This is a genomic window from Amycolatopsis sp. NPDC039088 (assembly GCF_055598845.1).
This window is the reverse complement of record NZ_JBVKAE010000022.1, coordinates 38,891-57,288: the sequence shown is the minus strand read 5'-3', so window position 1 is coordinate 57,288 and position 18,398 is coordinate 38,891. Positions and strand designations below refer to the sequence as shown.

The following is an 18,398-nucleotide window of genomic DNA, read 5'->3' as shown; positions in this document are numbered from 1 at the left end:
CGGTCGGGCAGGCTCCCTGCCGCTGGTGCTCGCGACAGTCGATGGGCCAGCGCTGTCGTCCCTCTCGGTTCTCCTCTCATTCCCGAGCCGGTTCTGACCGGTCCGACTCACTCCACAGGAGACCCTCCATCACTGTTCCAGTGGTTCTGCCGCCCGCAGTCAGCGCTCCTCGTTCCCTCACCGATGTATACGGTCCCGGCGTCGCCGTTTGCGCGCGCCCCGAACTGGCCGCCACCGAACCGGTGAACAGGCACCGCCACAGCCGTGACGTGGTCTCCGCGCGACCGATCGCGGTCGCGGCCGACACGCCGGTGATCTGCAGCTCCGGCGGCACGGACCCGGTTCTGCTGGCACACCTGCGTGACAGCGGGCTGCCTGTCGGCACCGACCTGCGCGAGTTCCGTAGCGAAAGAGAATTCGCCGCTCGCGTGACCGAAGCGATGTCCGACGGCCTGCTGATGTCGATGGAGTACCCGCAGCCGACCACGCTGTGCCCGGACGAACGCGCGCTCAAAAGCGCGCAACTCGTCGGCTACTTGAACAACAAAGCCAGCATCACCACGTTGGTCGATCCACGTTTCCAAGCGCACCGCAGCGTCGTGACCCGCGGGCAACTCGCGGAGGCGGCACCGGCGGAGAAGTCGTGGGTGCTCAAGGCCGCGACCAACGACGCACACGGCGGCAGCCTCGATGTCTATCTGCACCGGGCCCACGAACAGATCACACTGCCGGCGTTCGCCGATGTGCTCACCGAGTTCGTCGTCGAGGAGTACCTGCAGATCCTGCGTAACTGGGGCCTGCAGTTCTACGTGGGACCGGACGCGCGGGCTCGCCTGCTGGCCGTGACCGAACAACGCGTCGACGCGATCGGGGTCTATGCCGGTGGCAGATTCGGTGCGGTCACCACTCCTCCCGCCGCGCTGCTCGCCGAATGCCTGGCGATCACCCAGCGCGCGGCGGATGTCGGTTACCGCGGTCTGTGCAGCCTTGACTGCGCCCAAACCCAGGACGGCCAGCAGGTCGTGCTCGACCTGAACTTCCGGATCACCAGTGGGTCGATCCCGTTGCTGGCGATGCAGTCCGTCCGCCCCGACGCCCTCGACCGGCCCGCCGAGTCCGTGAAGCTGACCGTCGCCGGCGCCCTCACCGACCTGCTCGCCGAGATACGCCCGGCGCTGGCCGCCGGTGGCCTGCTCATCGTCGCCGGTCATGACACCGGTCACACGGACAATCCGATCAGGCAAAGCACCTTGCAACTGCTGGTCCTCGGGGACGACCCCGACGAGGTGGCCGCTCGACGCCGTGCGCTGGAAGAGAAAACCGGCCAGTAACGCTCTTGTCGCGATCGCCGCGAACAACCCGGCCGCGACGACGCACGCGAACGAGAAGTCCTTGAGTACCAGCGCACCGAGCAGCGGACCGGTCACCGTGCCGATCTCGCCGCAGATGGCGAGCATCGCGAACGAGGTCGTCCGCTGTGCCACGTCCGCCTCGCGAGCGAGCGACGCCTCGACGGCCGGGAGAACAAGGCACCCGCGAACCCGGTGAGCACCACGCCCGCCAGCACGCCGGGCAGGGTTTCCGCCCAGGCCAGCGTCAGAAAACCGGCGGTCCGCACGACGCAACCGGCGAGGATCACCGGCTTCGCGCCGAATCTGTCGGTGAGCAGGCCGCCGACGAGGAACAGGCCTTGCTGGCGGAAGGTCCGCAGACCGAGATCGAGGCCGACGAGCCAGCCCGCGAGGGCCAGGTCGTCGACGAGATGCCCGGCCAGGTACGGCACGACAAGGAAGAAGCCGATGTTGAACAACAACTGGGTGAGGACCAGGAGCCTGCTGATCGGTGGCAGCTCGCCGAACCGCACCAATGTTCCCAGACGCGTACGAACCGCGGTCACCGCTCTCCCACAGTGGACGAAACAGCGGAAGTTTAAGGGTGGTCATTGTGAGCGGTCGTCCTCGGCGCCTCAGGGTGTGACGACTGGCGCGCTGTCGAGCGCTTGTGCTTGCAGGCGCCAGAACCGGCGGGAGACCTCGGCTTTGGGAAATACGGCGTCGAAGCCGTGGAACGCGCCGGGGACGACGTGGAGCTCGCAGGGGACGCCGCTGTCGGTGAGCCTGTGGGCGTACTCGACATCCTCAGCGGGACAGCGCGGCGATGAGCGGGCCCGGATCCGGGTGCTGCGACGTGCATTGCAAGATGACGGAGGTGGCTCCGGCGGCGGCCAGCTCGCCGATCAGATCACGGGCACGGTCGCCAAGGGCAGGTATGTTCGGTTCGATCTCTGCGAAAACGACGACCTTCGGCGCCGGCCGTCCCGCGGCCTGTGCGGCCTCGGCGACCCGTGCGGCCTCCGAAGCGACGTAGTCCGGGTTGACGAGCAAGGCGTCCAAAAGCACGCCGTCGCCCACCTCGCCCGCCAGCGCGACGGTCTTCGGCCCCCGCCCGCCGATGATGAGCGGCGGGACCTGCACCGGCGGCCAGTCCAGCGCCACCGCGTCGAGGTTCACATAGCGCCCGGTCACGCTGACCGTCTCGCCGTGCAGCAGCAGCCGGACGGCGCCGGCGTGCTCACGCAACAAGGTCATCGGCGACGCGACCCGGGCGCCCACCTGCCCCATCCAGTCGAGCACCCCGTGCCCGACAGTCGGGACGAACCGGCCGGGGAACATCCGCGCCAGCGTCGCGATCTCCATGGCGGCCACGGCCGGATTGCGCAGCGGCACCGGCATCAGGCCGATCCCGACGGTGAGCCGCTCGCTCCACGCCAACGCGGCCGCGGCACTGGTGAGACCACCTTCGAGGAAGCAGTCCTCCCACAGCCACAACTCGTCGATACCGGCCTCGTCCGCCGCGGCGACGGTCTCCCGCAGCTCCTCCGGCGGCAATTGCGGACGGAACACCACACCAACACGTACCTCAGCCATGGCCTCCACGCTAGTCCCACCTCTGCACTGCGCCGCCGGGTGATCACCTCACCGTCCCTGCTTGACGAAATCATGGAACCTGTGGCCGCAGGACGTGAAGACGTGCCCTATGTCGGCGCGCGCTGACATCGCTTCAGGAAAACTGCGGCGCCGGTGCGGCGAGCACCGCCATGATCTGGACGACATCGTCTGGATTCCAGCGAGCACACCACACTGATTCCGACGAACCGGCGGGCCGAGCTAATCGTCCACAGGGGACAGTCGACGGGCAGTCGCTCGCAGTGCCGCGGCAGCGGCGGACCGGACGGCCGGGTACGGGTCGGCCAAGGCGTCGGCGAGGAGGGAACGCAGGCCGTCGGGAGCGATTCGGCCCAGAGCGGTCGCGGCGTTCGCCCGGACGCGTGGCCTGGGGTCGCGTAGGGCCTCGGTCAGCAGCGGAAGCGTCTTCTCGTGGGTGATCCGCCCGAGTGCCGCGGCTGCGCGGGACCGGACCAACTCGTCCTCGTCCTTGAGCGCGTCGGCCAGCGTGCCGAGATAGCCCGGGTCGGGTTGTCGGCCGATCACCCAGACGAGGACGCGGCGGACGAGGGGGTCGGGATCGTATCCGGACAGGTAGTGCTCTGTGCCGATACGGGCGAGGATTCGTCCGGCGAGCTTGCGGACACGCCGCTCGTTGGTGGTCCGCAGCACCTGCACCACGGTGGGCGCGACCGTGATGTCGGCCAGGCGAACCAGGCCGGTGAGGGCGGTGTGGACGTGCCAACCGTCGCAGGCGGCGGCCAATCGGCCGAGAGCGCGGTGATCGCCGTGCTTGGCCAGCACACAGAGGGCCCGAGCACGGACAGCGGGGTGGCCGTCGTCGGCGGCCTTGAGGGCGGCGGGCGTCGCCAGCGGCCCGCCGATCCGGTTCAGTGCCAGCAGAGCACCCTCGCGAACGTCGGACGAACTGTGGTCGAGCAGCAGCACGAGCGCCGGTGCGGCCTCCAGCGCTTCGAGCTTGCCCAGCGCTTCCATCACGAGCAGCGCCTGGACGCCGTCGGATTCGCACAGGACATCGATGAGCGGGCCGGTCGCCTCGGCGACGCGCAGGTTGCCGAGCACTTCCGCCGCCGCGAAGCGCCCCGGGCGGCGGTGGCGGAGGTGCTCGATCAGCACCGGAGCGACCCGAAGGTCGCCGGCTCGGCTCAGTACGCGGGTGATGTCGTGTTCTGCACCGTCCTGTACCCATCCCAGTGCGTCGGCCAGGACGTCCAGCCGTCTCGGGTCACTGGTCTCGGCGATGCGCTTGGCGACTTCACGGGTGGGCCAGGGCCAGTCGCGATCCGTCTCGTTCAGCAGCGTCACCAGCAGGTCGAACGCCTCGTCCGAGGACTGCGCGGTGAGGCCCGCCAAGGCGGCATACACGACGTTGGAGCCGGGGTCGGACAGAGCCTGCACGACGATCGGCTGATGGGCGGGATCGTGGCCGGAACCGAGGGCTCCGACGGCGACGGCGCGAACCCAGCTGCTCGGATGGGCCGCCAGAGTGGCCAGCCAGGCCGCCCCGGCCGGATCGGACACTATCGCGTGCGCGTGCTGACGGAGCGCCTCGCGCGCCTCGCTGTGCGCCGCCTGCCAGCATTCTGGATCGGTCGGTTCGAGCTCGGCCAGCCGGGCGACCAACACATCCCCGAAGGCGGTGTCCGGATCCCGATGTTCGTGCATGACATTCAGTATGCCGAACCGCGCCACCGAGATTCGGCCATGCGGCCGGCGAGGTCGGCTGCCTCAACAGGAAAGACGGGAAGATCCTCTGGAGCGAAGAGCGCCGATCGGATCGATCAGCGCTCTTCGTCGTTTCCGCGTAGCTGTCAGCTATCCGTCTTCTTCTTTCGCGGCGCGCGCTTGCGTACCGGCTTTGCGGATGTCTCCTCCACCGGTTCCGGTTTCACGTCTTCGAGCGGTCCGGCGTTGTCGAACGCTTCATAGATCTCGTTGGGAATACGCCCACGTTCGGCGATCGCGTAGCCGTTCGCCGACGCCCATGCGCGGACTTGCTGGTTACGCTCACGGTCCGTCGTTGTCGTCGCGCGGTTGTGTCCAGCCGTGGACTGGCCTGCCGCGACGCGGAGCTTGCGTCCGCCCGTGCGGGTACCCGCCGCGACGTAACGCTCCAGCTCATCACGCAGCGCCTGAGCGTTCTCGTCGGAGAGGTCGATCTCATATTGCACGCCGTCGAGCCCGAAGGGCACCGTCTGGGTCGCCTCACCGCCATCGAGGTCATCGATGATCTCGACACTGACTTTTTGAGCCATCAATACAGCCTTTCAACACATCGAGCGACGCCCCTACGCGTCGCCGAACTTCCCGGAGCCTAACCGCACCCCTCACCGGCGTCACGGCGGCGGATCTACTACCCGTAACCGTCCTTTTAGGTCAGATACGGAGAGCCGCGTGACCACCCGCGGATCAACGTCGTTTCGCGGACGAAACCTCACCGTCTTTCGGCGGGCCGGCTTGGGCATCGCTGATCGCGTTGGCCCGATCGATCTGGGCCATGTGGTCTTCGGCCCATGCCCGGAGCGCCGCCAGCGGGATCTCGAGCGACGAGCCCAGATCGGTGAGCCGGTAATGCACGCGTGGTGGCACGGTGGGCTCCACCCGGCGGGCGACGAGGCCGTCGCGGGTCAAGCTGTGCAGGGTCACCGACAGCATCTTCTGTGAGACACCGGGCATCCGTCGCCGCAACTCGGCGAATCGCACCTCGTGCGGGGCCGCCTCCGCGAGGACCTTGACCGCCATCGACGTCCATTTCGTGCCGATGCGGTCCAGCAGCCGTCGGGTCGGGCACTCGGGATCGAACAAGTCACCGCGACCGCTTTCCGCCGAACGCATCGGCCGGGAGGTCACCTGGAGCTCACCACCTGTGGGGAAGGTGCCGTCTTGGCGGCACGAATGAAGTTACCTATCGTTTTCTGGTAACCAATGGTAACCACCTCGGAGGCACCGTGCCCGGCACACCACCCGCAACCACTCCTCCACGGCACGAGGCCGACATCGTGCTACGGCGGATCACCACCAACGGCATCCAAGCCGACGTGGCTGTCACCGGCACCGGGCCGGCGGTCCTGCTGCTGCACGGCTTCCCGCACACCTGGCGGCTCTGGACCGAGATCATCGGCCCGCTCGCCGAGCACCACCGGGTCATCGCCCCAGACCTGCGCGGGCTCGGGGCGAGCACGCGAGCGGCGGAGGGCTACGACGCGGGCACACTGGCCGCCGATGCCGAAGGAATCCTCGACGCACTGGCCGAACCCACCGCGGCCGTGGTCGCCATCGACGCCGGCACCCCGGCCGCCTTCCTGCTCGCCATGCGACGGCCGGACCTGGTGCGACGACTCGTCGTGATGGAGTCCCTGCTGGGTCGGCTGCCCGGCGCCGAGGACTTCCTCGCCGACGGTCCGCCGTGGTGGTTCGGGTTCCACGCCGTTCCCGGTCTGGCCGAAACAGTCCTGATCGGACACGAGGCTGAGTACCTCGACTGGTTCCTCGCCGCAGGCACCCAAGGTCGCGGTGTACCACCGGATATCCGCGATGCCTTCGTCAGTGCCTACACCGGACACGACGCCCTGCGCTGCGCCTTCTCCTACTACCGCGCGCTGCCGACCAGCGCGCGTCAAATCAGCGAAGCCACGGCAGGCAGCCGGCTCACGGTGCCCACCATGGCGATCGGCGCCCACCCGGTCGGCCGCGCACTGGAACAGCAGTTGCGCCCCGTCACCGACGACCTCACCGGTCACCTCGTTCAGGATTGCGGCCACATCATTCCGCTGGACCGGCCCCAGGAACTGCTTCGCCTTCTGACACCTTTCCTTGCCGCCGAGCGTGGGCCTCAAGCGCCGTCGTCAAAACGGACGAAGGAGCCCCAGCGGTGACCGCTAGGTCAGCGGAACGCGCCAGAGCACTCGTGCGCCGCCGCCGTCACGGTCTCCGAACTCCGCCTCTCCGCCACACATCTCCGCTCGGTGGGCGAGGTTCGCCAGTCCGCTGCGCCTGCCCGTCCGGGGGATGCCGATGCCGTTGTCGGACACCTCGATGGTCAGCTCCCGGTCGGCCTCGACGTTGATCGTGATCTCGTCGGCCCCGGAGTGCCGGACGGCGTTGCTGAGCGCCTCACGAACCACCGCCTCGGCGTGTTCGTGCAGTGTCTGCGGCACGAGCGTGTCGACGGCCCCGGCGATCCGGACCGAAGGGGTGAGCGTGCTCTCGGTCGTCAACTCCGTGACAGCGTCGAGCAGCAGGCGGCGCAGGCTCTTCGAGGCGTCCGAGCCCGAGGTGTGCAGATCGAAGATGGACGTCCTGATCTCGCGGACCGTGCGATCCAGTTGTTCCACCGCCTGCGTCACCCTGTCCCTCGCCAACGTGTCGGGTACCCGGGGCACGATGCTCTGCAGGCTCATCCCGGTGGCGAACATCCGCTGGATGACGTGGTCGTGCAGATCCTGGGCGATCCTGTCCCGATCGGCGAGCACGTCCAAAAGCCGCTGATTACGCTGTTTCTCGCCGAACTCCAGTGCCAGCGCGGCCTGATCGGCGAACGACGACAGCATGGGAAGCTGATCGGCCTTGTATTGCGGGGAGCCCTTGTCCCTCCCCGTGACGAGGACCCCTCCGACACCGGAAGTGCTGTTCAACGGGATCACGGCGGCCGGTCCGAGACCGTCGAAAGCGGGCTCGGCCTGTCCCTGGGAGACCGTACCCAGATCAGGGACGAGCCTGGGCCTGCCGGATTCGAGCACCTCACCCATCGCGGGATGCCCTCCGGTCATCGAAGATCCGGTGAGGGCGTTCGTCCGCTCCCCCGCGACGACGCTCACGGTCAGCGCCTGCCCGGCGCCCCCGGACAACAGGATCAACACCTCATCGGCTGCGGAAAGTTCGCGAACCCTGGTCGCGATCAGGTTCAGCGTGTCGGTGACCGAAGCACCTCCGAGGAGTTCACCGTTGACCTCCGCGACCGCTTCGAGCCAGCGTTCCCGCGTCCGTGATCGTTCGAACAGCCGGGCGTTGTCGATGGCGACACCGGCGGCCGCGGCGAGTGCCTGCAGGACGACCTCGTCATCGGCGGTGAATTCGGCGGCCCCTCGTTTCTCCGTCATGTACAGGTTGCCGAAAACCTCGTCACGGACACGCACCGGAACACCCAGAAAACTATGCATCGGCGGATGGTTCGCCGGGAACCCGACCGAAGCCGGATGTAGTTTCAGATCCGGGACCCGGACGGGATGGGGCTCCGCGATGAGCAGCCCGAGCAAGCCCCGGCCTTCAGGCAGATGCCCCATATGGGACCGGGTTTCCGCGTCGATGCCCTCGTGGACGAACTCCGAGAGCCCTTCTTCGTCGCCGAGCACGCCAAGCGCGCCGTACCGGGCGTCGACCAGCTCGACCGCCGCCTCCACGATCCTCTGCAGGGTCGAATCGAGCTCCAGCCCGGTCGCCACGGCCAGGACCGCGTCGAGCAGACCTTGGAGCCGATCCCGGGTCTTGACGATCTCCGATAACCGCTCCTGGACCTCGTGGAGCAGTTCGTCGAGGCGTAGCCCGGTCAATACCGCCGCGCTCGGTGGCGTCTCGTCTGCCGCACCTCGCTCCGCCGGCATTCGATTACTCCTCCCGCGTCGGCACGATGACGAGTCTCAATCGCCCCGAACGGCTTCAGCGTTTCACCATCGGGCGCTCCTGCCAAGGGAGGCGACCTCGAGCTCTTCGCGGGGGTGGGCCGATCCGGTCCGCCGTGTTCATCGTCCGTCCTCCAGAAAGAGCACTTTCGCTTCCACCACACCGGGAACCGCCTCGGCCAGTAGTTTGGCCACGTGCCGATCGGTGTCGCTGTCGTAGGCGTCGCCCACCCGCACGACGCCGTCTTGTGCTTCGACCGTCCACCGGTCCGGTCCGCCGTAGATCGCCAAGTGATGACGGACGTCCGCCGCGATCACCTCGTCGGAACGGGCGAAGGCGCGCACGAAGTCACCTCGCGTGAGGATCCCGACCACCTTCGAACCGTCCACGATGGGCATCGCCCGGATACGTCCGTCGAGCAAAGCCCTGCCGACGTCGGCGGCGTCCGCGCCGGTGCTCATCCCCGTGGCCGGTGTCGTCATCACCTGAGCGACCGTCAGTCCCGGTCTCGGACGCGTTTCGTGGTCGGGGCCGGAGCGGACGTCGTGCGGGAACCGGTTCCTGATCAGATCGGCCTCGGTCACGATGCCGACCAGCCGGTCGTCGTCGTCGATCACCGGCAACGCGGTGAATCCCTTCTCCGCCAGCAATTCGGCGGCGTGTTTCGCGGTCGTCCCTGGCGTCACCGTGACGACCGGGGCGGACATCAGGTCCCGTGCTCGCATGCTGAGTTCCTCACTCGCTATCCCGTCCTGTCGAAGCCGGTCGAACGACCGCCACCGGGCATTCCGAATGCGAGACGAGCGCCTGGCTCGTCGAGCCGAGCAGCATTCCCTGGAATCCGCCGCGGCCTCGCGACCCGACGACGACCAGCTGCGCACGTTCGCCGAAGCCGAGTAGCGCGCGGACCGGACGGCCGCGGACGACCACCGTCTCCACGGCAAGGTCCGGGTACTTGGAACGCCAAGGCGCGAGTTGTTCGTCCAACGCCTGCCGCTCCGCCGACTCGATCGCGTCCGGGTTCACCGTCAAGGCGTGCGCCCTGACCGCTTCGTGGTCGGTGACCTCGTTCCACACCCTGACCACGAGCAGATCCGTGCCGCGGAGCGACGCTTCGTCGAAAGCGAAGGCCAAGGCCGCGTCGCTCGACTCGGAGCCGTCCGTCCCCGCGACGACGGGGCCGGTCTCCGGCGGGACGTCTTCCGGGTGTTTCCCCCTCGCGACGACGATCGGGCACTGCCCGTGCTGCGCCAACGCCACCGCCGTCGAACCGACGAGCAGACCGGTGAAACCACCGAGACCGCGGGAACCCAGCACGATCAGGCTCGCCGTCCGCGACTCCTGGATCAGCGCGGTCACCGTGGCCCATTCCCGCGCGGCGGACTCGACGATCAGATCCGGGTAACGCTCCGCCACCGCGTCACAGGCTTCGGCGAGCCATTGCGCTCCCCGTGCCTCGAACGCCGACCGGAGCGCCTCCGCGGACGGCACCACCGCGGGCATCCTCACTTGAGGGACCGCGTACACGTGGACCAACCGCAGCCGCTTCCCCCTCGTGATCGCCTCGGCCGCCGCCCACACCGCGGCCCGCCTGGCGGACCCCGAGCCGTCGATCCCCACGACGACCGCGCCTTCAGTCACGCTCGGCATGACCGCTCACCTCTCATTTCGTTCTCCCGTCTGGTTCTCTTCCAGCTTCGACCAGTAAGGAGTTCAAGAGGAGAGACCGAAGTCCCGGCGGGCCGGGCCCACAGTCCCGGCTTGGTCAGACGCCGCAGTCGGTTCAGCTGATGAAGCCCGCCGACTTGAGCCAGTCCCGGGCGACCGTGGCGGACTTCTGGCCGTCGACGCTGACCTTTTTGTTCAGCTCCGTGAGCGTAGCGGTGTCGAGCTTCTCGGCGATCGGCGTGAAGACCTGCTCCAGCTGCGGATATTTCTGGGCAAGCGGAGTGGCGATCGTGATCGCGGGGTTGTACGTCGGGAAGAAGTGCTTGTCGTCCTCGAGCACCGTGAGGTGCTGCGCGGCCACCCGCCCGTCGGTGGAGGCGACCGAGCCGAAACCGCAGGGTTCTCCCTTGCCGACGCTCGGGTAGACGACGGCGTCGTTGAGCAGGTGCAGCTGCGGGTCGGGCAGGGCGAACCCGTAGGCCTTCGCCAGGCCGGGGAACCCGTCGTCCCGGCTCTTGAACTCCGGGCCCATACAGGTCGAGGCCGCGGCCGGGTCCCGCTTCACCAGGGCCGCGTAGTCGGACAGCGTCTTGACGCCGGTCCGGGCCAGTGTCGCCGGGTTGCCGGCGAGGGCGTAGGTGTCGTTGGCAGGCGAGCGTGCCCACCAGGTGACACCGTTGGCGGTGTCGGCTTGTTTGACCGCGTCGTACTGCGCCTGCGGGTCGCTGATCGGCTTGGTCTGGTTGAGGTAGCTGATCCACGCGGTGCCGGTGTATTCCCAATACAGATCGACCGCGCCGCTGGTGAGCGCTTGGCGGACGTTGCTGGAGCCGGTGATGTTGGTCTTGTCCTGCGGGCTCGCCCCGGCCGCTTGCAGTGCGACCAGGGCGATCTGGCCGAGCAGCAGCTGCTCGTCGAACTCCTTGGAACTGACGCGGATCTGGGCACCGTTCAGCGCGTCGATCTTCTTGATGGATCCTGCGCCCACCTGGGCGGCGGTCTCGTCCTTGCCGATCGTGCAGCCTGCCGTGAGCGCCGCTGCCGCGACGAACGCGAGCGCGGCGGCGGTCGTGCGCTGGAGCATCCGCATGGTTGGTCCTCCTTGAAGTCGGTGGAGCTACATGCCGCGCGGATGCAGGAACTCCTCGGCGACCAGCCCCAGCCAGTCGACGAAGAGCGCCAGTACGGCGACGATGATGCCGAAGGTCAAGCTCAGGATCGGGCGGTAGAGTCCGATGCCGGCGACCAGCCCGCCACCTAGACCACCGCCGTCGATGAACGTCGCCAGCGTCGCGCTCGCGACGGTGAGCACCAGCGCGGTCCGGATCCCCGCGAGAATCACCGGGACCGCCAGCGGCAGTTCGATCCGCCACAGGATGGCCGTCTTGCCCATGCCCATGCCGCGCGCGGCGTCGACGAGCGTCGGGTCGACGCCGTCGAGCCCGACGATCGTGTTGCGAAGCACCGGCAAGGTCGCGTAGACGACGAGTGCCGTCACCGCTGTCGCGGTGCCCGTGCCCATCCAGAGCGCGAGCAGCACGACGAGCCCGATCGACGGGATCGCCTGGCCGAGGTTGCCCAGCCCCAGCCCGATGGGCCGGGCCCAGCGGGCGCCGGCGCGGGTGAGCAGGATGCCGAGCGGGAGGGCGATGGCGATCGTGCACGCCGTCGAGATCACGGTGAGCCGCAGATGCGCGCCCAGTTCGGTGAAGATCTCGCCGGCGTTGAGAAAGCGCTGTTCGATCGAGTCGATCGGGTGCGCACGCACGATCATGAAGAGCGTCAGCACGACGAGGGTCAGCAGAACCGGGCGCACCAGCAGCCCGAGCCGGCGGCGGCGAGGCCGCGCGGGCACCGTGACAGGAGCCTCCTTCGCGTCCGGGACCGCGGACGCGGGTGCCTCCTCGGCGGGCCCCTCTTCGGTAGGCCTGAGCGCCGCGACGAGGCCGGCCACATCGCACACCCCCAATGGCTTCGCGGTGCTGTCCTCGGTAACCACGACCGTGGTGCTGCCGGTCCGCACCATCACGTCCAAGACGTCCCGCAGGGTGGCGTCAGGCCGGACCGGCGGCAGGCCGTCCGGCCCGGCCGCCGGCCGGAGGTCCAGGTCACCCGCCCGGATCAGCGCGAGCCGCTTCAGGTTCCGCTTCGAGCCGACGAAACTCGCGACGTAGTCGTCCGCCGGCGCGGCGAGGATCGCCTGGGGCGTGTCGTACTGAGCGATCACCGACCGCGGCCGCAGCACGGCGATCCGATCGCCGACCTTCAGCGCCTCGTCGAAGTCGTGCGTGACGAACACGATCGTCTTCCGCACTTCCCGTTGCAGGCGAAGCAATTCGTCCTGCAGCCGGGCGCGCGTGATCGGGTCGGTGGAGCCGAACGGCTCGTCCATCAGCATGACGGGCGGGTCCGCGGCCATCGCCCGCGCCACCCCGGCGCGCTGCTGCTGACCACCGGAAAGCTCACGCGGATACCGGACGCCGTGCTCGCGGGTCAAGCCGACGACGTCGAGCAACTCGCGCACGCGGTCGGCGATACGTCGCCGGGTCCAGCCGAGCAGCCGCGGCACCACACCGATGTTGGCGTCCACTCGCAGCTGCGGGAAGAGCCCGACCTGCTGGATGACGTAGCCGGTGTTGCGCCGGTGTTCGTCGAGGTCGAGCGCCGAAACGTCGGTGCCGCCGATCGTGACGACGCCGGCGGTGGGCTCCACGAGCCGGTTGATCATCCGCATGGTCGTCGTCTTGCCGCACCCCGACGGACCGGTCAGCACCACGATTTCGCCCGCGGGGATGCGCATCGTCAGGTTTTCGACCGCCGGTACCGCTCGTCCGGGGTAGCGCTTGCTGACGTCCCGCAGCTCGATCGTCTCACCGCCCATTCCGGCCGCTCCCCCGGCCGTCGCCGAAGCCGCCGCTCGGCGGGCACGGAGACGCCGCCGTGTGGTCAGCTTGCCGACCACCACGAAAGCCAGGTCGAACAGCAACGCCAGCACCATGATCCCGAGCGTTCCGGTGAGGACCTGGTTCAGCGAGTTGACCGAGCCGAACCGGCCGAGCCCGTCGAAGATCTCGTTGCCGAGGCCGGGGCCCTTGACATACGCGCCGATGGCCGCGATACCGATCGTGATCTGCGTCGAGACCCGGATGCCGGAAAGGATCACCGGCCAGGCAAGCGGCAGGCGTACGCGAAACAGCAGCCTCGCGCGGCCGAACCCCATCCCGCGCGCCGCGTCCACCACGGCCGGATCGACGCCACGGAGCCCGACGATCGTGTTGCGCGTGATCGGCAGAAGGGCGTAGAGCACCAGCGCGCACAGGACATTGGTCAACCCCAGCCCGAACGGGCCGATCAGGATGCCCAGCAGCGCGATCGACGGGATGGTCAGGAAAGCCGCCGTCGTCGTGGTCGCCATCGCGCCGAGCCACCGGCGCCGGTAGGTGAGCAGACCGATCGTCATTCCGACCAGCACGGCAAGTGCCATCGCCGCCAGGGTCAGATCCACGTGCAGGATCGCGTCGTTCACGACGTCGATCCAGTTCTCTCGGAGGTACTCCGACAGGCTCAGGGTGCCGCTCCTCGACGTCGCAGGGCAGAAAGCGGCCGACCCCGCCAGGGCTCGGCCGTGTCTCAGCCCAACACGTCCGCAGGGCTCCTGTCCACCGCTCGGCGGAAAGATCCGGTGCCGGCCTCTTTCAGTGGAGAGCGTTCTCGACCAGCGCGACGGTCGCGCGAGGGTCGTCGACTTGGAGGACCAGACGGGCGTAGCGCTCGTCGGCGAGTTCGATCACGACGGCCTTCGACGGATCCTTGACGTCCCAGAAGATCTTCTCGCCGTCGAGGTGGAACGTGCCCGCCGTGATCACGCCGGGCAGGTGGGCGCCCGGCGCCCGGATTCCCTTGGGATCGGCGGCGATACCGGGGTCCTCGGTCGCGCCGCGGACGTTGGCCAGCGGGATGGTCAGGCTGCTCTTGAAGGCCCAGAGCTTGTCGAGACCCTCGATCACGACGACGAGGTCGTTGCCGTCGATGTGGACCAGTGCCATGTCGGTTTTTCCTTTTCAGTCAAGAGGATCGAGTCGTCGGGTCAGCGCGGTGCCGACGCCGTCGGGATTGCCGCGCAGGAGGATGCCCAGTGCGGCGGACGTGAGGGCGGCGGCCAGGGCGATGGGAATGCCGAGCGCGGCGGCGATCGCCTGATCGACGGAGGCGAACGCGGCCGCCACCTCGGCAGCGACCTCGTCGTCGACCGGTGCCCGTTCGACCGCCGCGAGCAACAGCAGCCCGAGGTCGGCGGAGGTGACCAGCCGCAACGCGGTCGCGGCATCCGTCACCGCGGCGAGCGCTTCGGTCAAGGGGCGGACGTCGGCGGCGAGATGGCGGCGCAGGGCGACCAGATAGAGGCCGCGCTTGCTGCCGAACGTCTTGTAGAGGCTGTTGCGGTGCACGCCGAGATGGGTGACGAGATCGTCGATGGACACCCCGTCGTACGCGCGGCCACCGAACAATCCCACGGCGGCGCGCACCGCCTTCTCCTCGTCGAACGCTCTTGGCCTGCCCATGACCCGACCGTAGAGCATTAAGGAACGATCAGTCAAGAACGACCGTTCCTAAACTGGCCGTCGGCCGCTACCGAGTGTCCACAAAGGACTCCACCTGGCGACCAGACATCCGGTCGCCGATGGACGACACGCGTACCTGGCTGGACGACACGCCGCGGGACCAACCCAGCCCTCTCCTCACCCGCAGCCTCAAGTCAGGAAAGTCCGCGAAGACCTCCTTCCTGATCCCTTCAACTTCCGGGACGTCGACCGGCTTCAGTGTCCACAAGGGACAGCTCCGCGCGAGCACGTGTCCGATTGATGTCTCTATGCGCGGTTCTGCAAGGGGTCATGAGTGTTAACGAGGGTTATTGAGGGGAAAGGCAAACGTGTCGTGGTGTGGGGCCGGTGTCGCTCCTGTGCACGTGTTCTTCTGGTAGTGAAGGCCTCCTTGCCTACTCCGCCGGTAGCGAAGGAGGCTTTCACTACCGTCGGATGTGATCCTTGGTGACAGTGGGACGGCCGTGACCTCGGGCGACCGGTCGTGAAGTACATGAAGGCCCCCTTCCTGTACCTAGGCGCCAGGGTCCCGGCGCAGTCGAGGTAGAGCTTGATCAACGGAAGATCGGGGACGCTCAATGTCCCTGATCTTCCGTTGATCAGGGGCGAGTCGAGGTAGGGCAGGCCTGATTCTGGATGCCGCGGGGCTACAGGTGGGGGTTTCGGAGGAATGGCGTGAGTGGCGATTCGGGGTGAGGGCCACTGGTGTCTTAGGTACCTACCATCGGGCGGCACGCGTGATCCGACGGAGGGCACGCGTGAGTGAACGGAGAACACGCGACGCAACCTGCCGCTCCCGCGTGTCATCCATCCAGTCACACGTGTCCTCCGTCTGATCACACGCGCCATCCATCCAGCCACGCGAAACCACCCACTTGACCCCCTCGCGAAACCGTGCAAGATGCCCAAATCGGGCATTTCTGTCTCGGAAAGTGACCCTTATGGACAGTCCGGACCCGGGTGAGGCCCCTTGCGTGGGCCCGCTCCCGCCGTGTCCACCACGACGCGTTCGTCTTGTCCCGCTATAGAGGTGCAGCCGACCAGCACTTATGCGACTTCGCCGGAACCCTGCGCTAGGCGCCAAGGAAGGGGACCTTCATGTACTTCGATAAGCCCCCTCAATAGAACGACCCAAATCACTCACGACCCCCTCCCGAAACCGTGCAAACCTCCCAAACCAGGCGCCTTGGTCTCAAATAGTGTCCCTTGTGGACAGTCAAGAGCGCCACCTTTGCCTCATCTCAGCCTCGATATCCAGCCCCTTGACGAAGTGGATCTACCCTGCCAAGCTGATGTGACAGTTGCAGTCAAAGTGTCACACGGCGAGGTCGACTGGGGATCGCCGGTCGTGACGAATCAGAGACCACGATCAGCAAGGAGTGACAATGCAGAAAGCGAAGTCGAAGATGAGCACAGCAGTGCGGATCCGCAAGGTATTCATGGGAGCGGCCGTGCTGGCCGCGGCCTGCGGCGGCACTGTGCTCGCGGCACCGGCGGCGTCCGCACACGACGCGTCGGTGCCCGTGAACCATTGTGGGGTCTACCCCCAGTTGGCCTCGCAGTGCGGCTATGGGGGCATCACGAACAACCACACCCGCGCCTACTCCTGCGACACCTACAGCGACGGGATCGGCGTCCGCACCGAGTTCACGCTCCGCAACGGCACGCCGGGGCACGTGGATGACGCGAACGGCAGCGACAAGGGTTGCAGCGCCGTCATTGGGGGATCCTCGTCCAATCCGATCGTCTCTTACCGCGTCTGCCAGAAATCGAACGTGTGGTTCTGCACCCGCTGGAGCCCCGCGTGATCCGCTTTCACCTGACGTGAGAAGGACCACCGCGCTCTTCGCGGCGGATCAAGCCTGAGCGGTCGGCCGAACGACGATCTCGCTTACGTCGACGTCGGCGGGTTGGCCGATCGCAAAGGCGATGGCGTTGGCCACGGCGGCCGCGGGAATCGCGATCCGATCGCGGGTTTCCGTGATGTGCCGCCGGACTTGCTCGTTGGACGACGCCTCGGCGAACGCCGTGTCGACCGGTCCGGGTGAAACGGTCGTCACCCTCAGCGAGCCGCCCGCTTCCTGGCGCAGCCCCTCGCAAATGGCCCGTACGGCGAACTTCGTGCCCGCGTAGACAGCCATCGTCGGCACGATGCGGAACGCCGCGGTCGAGGCCGTGGTGACGAAATGGCCGGTGTTCTGCGCCCGGAAGACCGGCAGCGCGGCCGCGATCCCGTGCAGCACGCCTTTGACGTTGACGTCGACCATCTGCGTCCACTCGTCGACCCGCAGATCGTCCAGTGGCGAGATCGGCCCGACCCCGGCGTTGTTGATCAGCACGTCGAGCCGGCCGAACCGTTCGACCGCCATGCCGATCAACGCCTCCATGTCCTCCAGCCGCGTCACGTCCGTCCGGGCGTGCACCGCCACACCGCCCGCCCGCTCGATTCTGGCCACCAGGTCGGTGAGGCGGTCCGACCGGCGCGCTCCGAGCACGAGCCGCGCGCCGCGCTCGGCGAGCAGCATCGCGGTCGCCTCCCCGATTCCGCTGCCGGCCCCGGTGATCGCCACGACCTTGCCGTCGATTCCCGACATGATTCCTGCCCACTTCCGTCTCGGCATCGATGATCTGGACCGAGTCTGGGCGACCTTGATCCTGGTATCCAGAATGCGTTTATTCTGGAACCGGAGGTGCCACCATCGATGAGCCGTGCCCTGACCGAGCGTCGTGAACTGGCGTTGTACCTGCGTAGCCGCCGGGAGCGACTGACGCCGGCCGAGGTCGGTCTCCCCGATACCGGCAGGCGACGGACACCGGGGCTGCGCCGGGAGGAACTCGCGTTGCTGGCCGGGATCAGCGCCACCTGGTACACGTACCTGGAACAGGGCCGCGACATCGGCGTCTCCGACCAGGTGCTTACCTCACTGGCGGTGACGTTGCGGCTCGATCCGCACGAGCGGGACCACCTGTTCCGTCTCGCCGGTCGTGCCCCGCGGAACGAGGTGGACGACCTGCCTTCGCTCAGCGCCGGTGTCGCCGCTGTGCCGCTGCTGCTCCAGCCACACCCGGCGTACATCATCAACGGCCGCTACGACGTGCTCAGCCACAACCAGGCGGCCGAAGAACTGTTCCCCCACCTCACCACGGCCGAAAACCGGCGACCGAACTTCGCCCGGTGGGTCTTCAACGAACCAGTCGCCCGGCACGTACTCGTCGACTGGGAACCGGAGGCACGTGGCCTGCTGGCCCGGCTGCGCACGCTCTCCGGCAGGCACACCGGCGACCGGCGGTTCGCGCAACTGATCGACGAACTGCACGAGGCCAGCGCGGAAGTACGTGCCTGGTGGCCGCATTACGACGTCCAGGCCCGGCACAGCGGCCGGAAACGACTCAGGCCACCGGGCCGCGACATGGTCGAGTTCACCTACACCGCGTTCGACGTCACCGGACAACCCGAGCAGACGCTCGTGATCTACGCGGACAGCGGGAAACTCGACCCCGGCAAGGCTCGGGACCGCGACGGCTAACACCGGGCCGTCGCCGT

17 protein-coding genes are annotated in these 18,398 nt (G+C 67.8%); 4 read left to right on the top strand and 13 right to left on the bottom strand.

Annotated elements, in window-relative coordinates:
- The first annotated feature begins 140 nt into the window (after positions 1–140).
- Positions 141–1,331, top strand: a complete 1,191-nt coding sequence (locus ACZ7KI_RS26265; protein WP_470275732.1) for a hypothetical protein — start codon at positions 141–143, stop codon at positions 1,329–1,331.
- Between the two features lie 92 nt (positions 1,332–1,423).
- Here ACZ7KI_RS26265 and ACZ7KI_RS26260 read toward each other — a convergent pair whose 3' ends face one another.
- The 5 genes from ACZ7KI_RS26260 to ACZ7KI_RS26240 form a co-directional block, all read right to left on the bottom strand.
- A complete protein-coding gene (locus tag ACZ7KI_RS26260) occupies positions 1,424–1,897 on the bottom strand; it encodes a hypothetical protein (protein WP_470275731.1) in 474 nt (157 codons plus the stop codon).
- Between the two features lie 241 nt (positions 1,898–2,138).
- Complete coding sequence (locus ACZ7KI_RS26255; RefSeq protein ID WP_470275730.1) at positions 2,139–2,927, bottom strand: LLM class flavin-dependent oxidoreductase; 789 nt, start codon at positions 2,925–2,927, stop codon at positions 2,139–2,141.
- 240 nt (positions 2,928–3,167) lie between these two features.
- Complete coding sequence (locus ACZ7KI_RS26250; RefSeq protein ID WP_470275729.1) at positions 3,168–4,631, bottom strand: HEAT repeat domain-containing protein; 1,464 nt, start codon at positions 4,629–4,631, stop codon at positions 3,168–3,170.
- 146 nt (positions 4,632–4,777) lie between these two features.
- Positions 4,778–5,221, bottom strand: coding sequence for a histone-like nucleoid-structuring protein Lsr2 (locus tag ACZ7KI_RS26245; RefSeq protein ID WP_470275728.1), 444 nt, complete (start codon positions 5,219–5,221; stop codon positions 4,778–4,780).
- A gap of 154 nt (positions 5,222–5,375) precedes the next feature.
- Positions 5,376–5,801 carry a winged helix-turn-helix transcriptional regulator gene (locus ACZ7KI_RS26240; RefSeq protein ID WP_470275845.1) on the bottom strand — a complete coding sequence of 142 codons (426 nt, stop codon included), beginning with the start codon at positions 5,799–5,801 and terminating at the stop codon, positions 5,376–5,378.
- 113 nt (positions 5,802–5,914) lie between these two features.
- On the opposite strand from ACZ7KI_RS26240, the gene ACZ7KI_RS26235 reads away from it, so the two are divergent.
- Positions 5,915–6,841: an alpha/beta fold hydrolase gene (locus ACZ7KI_RS26235; protein ID WP_470275727.1), complete on the top strand. Its 927-nt coding sequence runs from the start codon at positions 5,915–5,917 to the stop codon at positions 6,839–6,841.
- A gap of 3 nt (positions 6,842–6,844) precedes the next feature.
- Here ACZ7KI_RS26235 and ACZ7KI_RS26230 read toward each other — a convergent pair whose 3' ends face one another.
- The 7 genes from ACZ7KI_RS26230 to ACZ7KI_RS26200 form a co-directional block, all read right to left on the bottom strand.
- The gene (locus tag ACZ7KI_RS26230) at positions 6,845–8,566 is read right to left on the bottom strand and encodes a sensor histidine kinase (protein WP_470275726.1); all 1,722 of its coding nucleotides are present in this window, start codon (positions 8,564–8,566) and stop codon (positions 6,845–6,847) included.
- A gap of 138 nt (positions 8,567–8,704) precedes the next feature.
- Positions 8,705–9,310 (bottom strand): CBS domain-containing protein, encoded by a 606-nt coding sequence (locus ACZ7KI_RS26225; RefSeq protein WP_470275725.1) that lies wholly within the window; start codon positions 9,308–9,310, stop codon positions 8,705–8,707.
- Positions 9,311–9,320: 10 nt separating this feature from the next.
- On the bottom strand, positions 9,321–10,235 hold the full coding sequence (locus tag ACZ7KI_RS26220) for a universal stress protein (protein ID WP_470275724.1): 915 nt from the start codon (positions 10,233–10,235) through the stop codon (positions 9,321–9,323).
- A 133-nt stretch (positions 10,236–10,368) separates the two neighbouring features.
- Positions 10,369–11,343, bottom strand: a complete 975-nt coding sequence (locus ACZ7KI_RS26215) for a glycine betaine ABC transporter substrate-binding protein (RefSeq protein ID WP_470275723.1) — start codon at positions 11,341–11,343, stop codon at positions 10,369–10,371.
- Between the two features lie 27 nt (positions 11,344–11,370).
- Positions 11,371–13,779, bottom strand: a complete 2,409-nt coding sequence (locus ACZ7KI_RS26210; RefSeq protein ID WP_470275722.1) for an ABC transporter permease subunit — start codon at positions 13,777–13,779, stop codon at positions 11,371–11,373.
- Positions 13,780–13,948: 169 nt separating this feature from the next.
- Positions 13,949–14,299 carry a hypothetical protein gene (locus ACZ7KI_RS26205; RefSeq protein WP_470275721.1) on the bottom strand — a complete coding sequence of 117 codons (351 nt, stop codon included), beginning with the start codon at positions 14,297–14,299 and terminating at the stop codon, positions 13,949–13,951.
- 15 nt (positions 14,300–14,314) lie between these two features.
- On the bottom strand, positions 14,315–14,815 hold the full coding sequence (locus ACZ7KI_RS26200) for a TetR/AcrR family transcriptional regulator (protein ID WP_470275720.1): 501 nt from the start codon (positions 14,813–14,815) through the stop codon (positions 14,315–14,317).
- A gap of 1,424 nt (positions 14,816–16,239) precedes the next feature.
- Between ACZ7KI_RS26200 and ACZ7KI_RS26195 the strand changes: the two genes are divergently transcribed.
- Positions 16,240–16,662, top strand: coding sequence for a hypothetical protein (locus ACZ7KI_RS26195; protein WP_470275719.1), 423 nt, complete (start codon positions 16,240–16,242; stop codon positions 16,660–16,662).
- Positions 16,663–16,710: 48 nt separating this feature from the next.
- On the opposite strand, the gene ACZ7KI_RS26190 is transcribed toward ACZ7KI_RS26195, so the two are convergent.
- Positions 16,711–17,448, bottom strand: coding sequence for an SDR family oxidoreductase (locus tag ACZ7KI_RS26190; protein WP_470275718.1), 738 nt, complete (start codon positions 17,446–17,448; stop codon positions 16,711–16,713).
- Positions 17,449–17,556: 108 nt separating this feature from the next.
- On the opposite strand from ACZ7KI_RS26190, the gene ACZ7KI_RS26185 reads away from it, so the two are divergent.
- A complete protein-coding gene (locus tag ACZ7KI_RS26185; protein ID WP_470275717.1) occupies positions 17,557–18,381 on the top strand; it encodes a helix-turn-helix transcriptional regulator in 825 nt (274 codons plus the stop codon).
- The last annotated feature ends 17 nt before the right edge of the window (positions 18,382–18,398 follow it).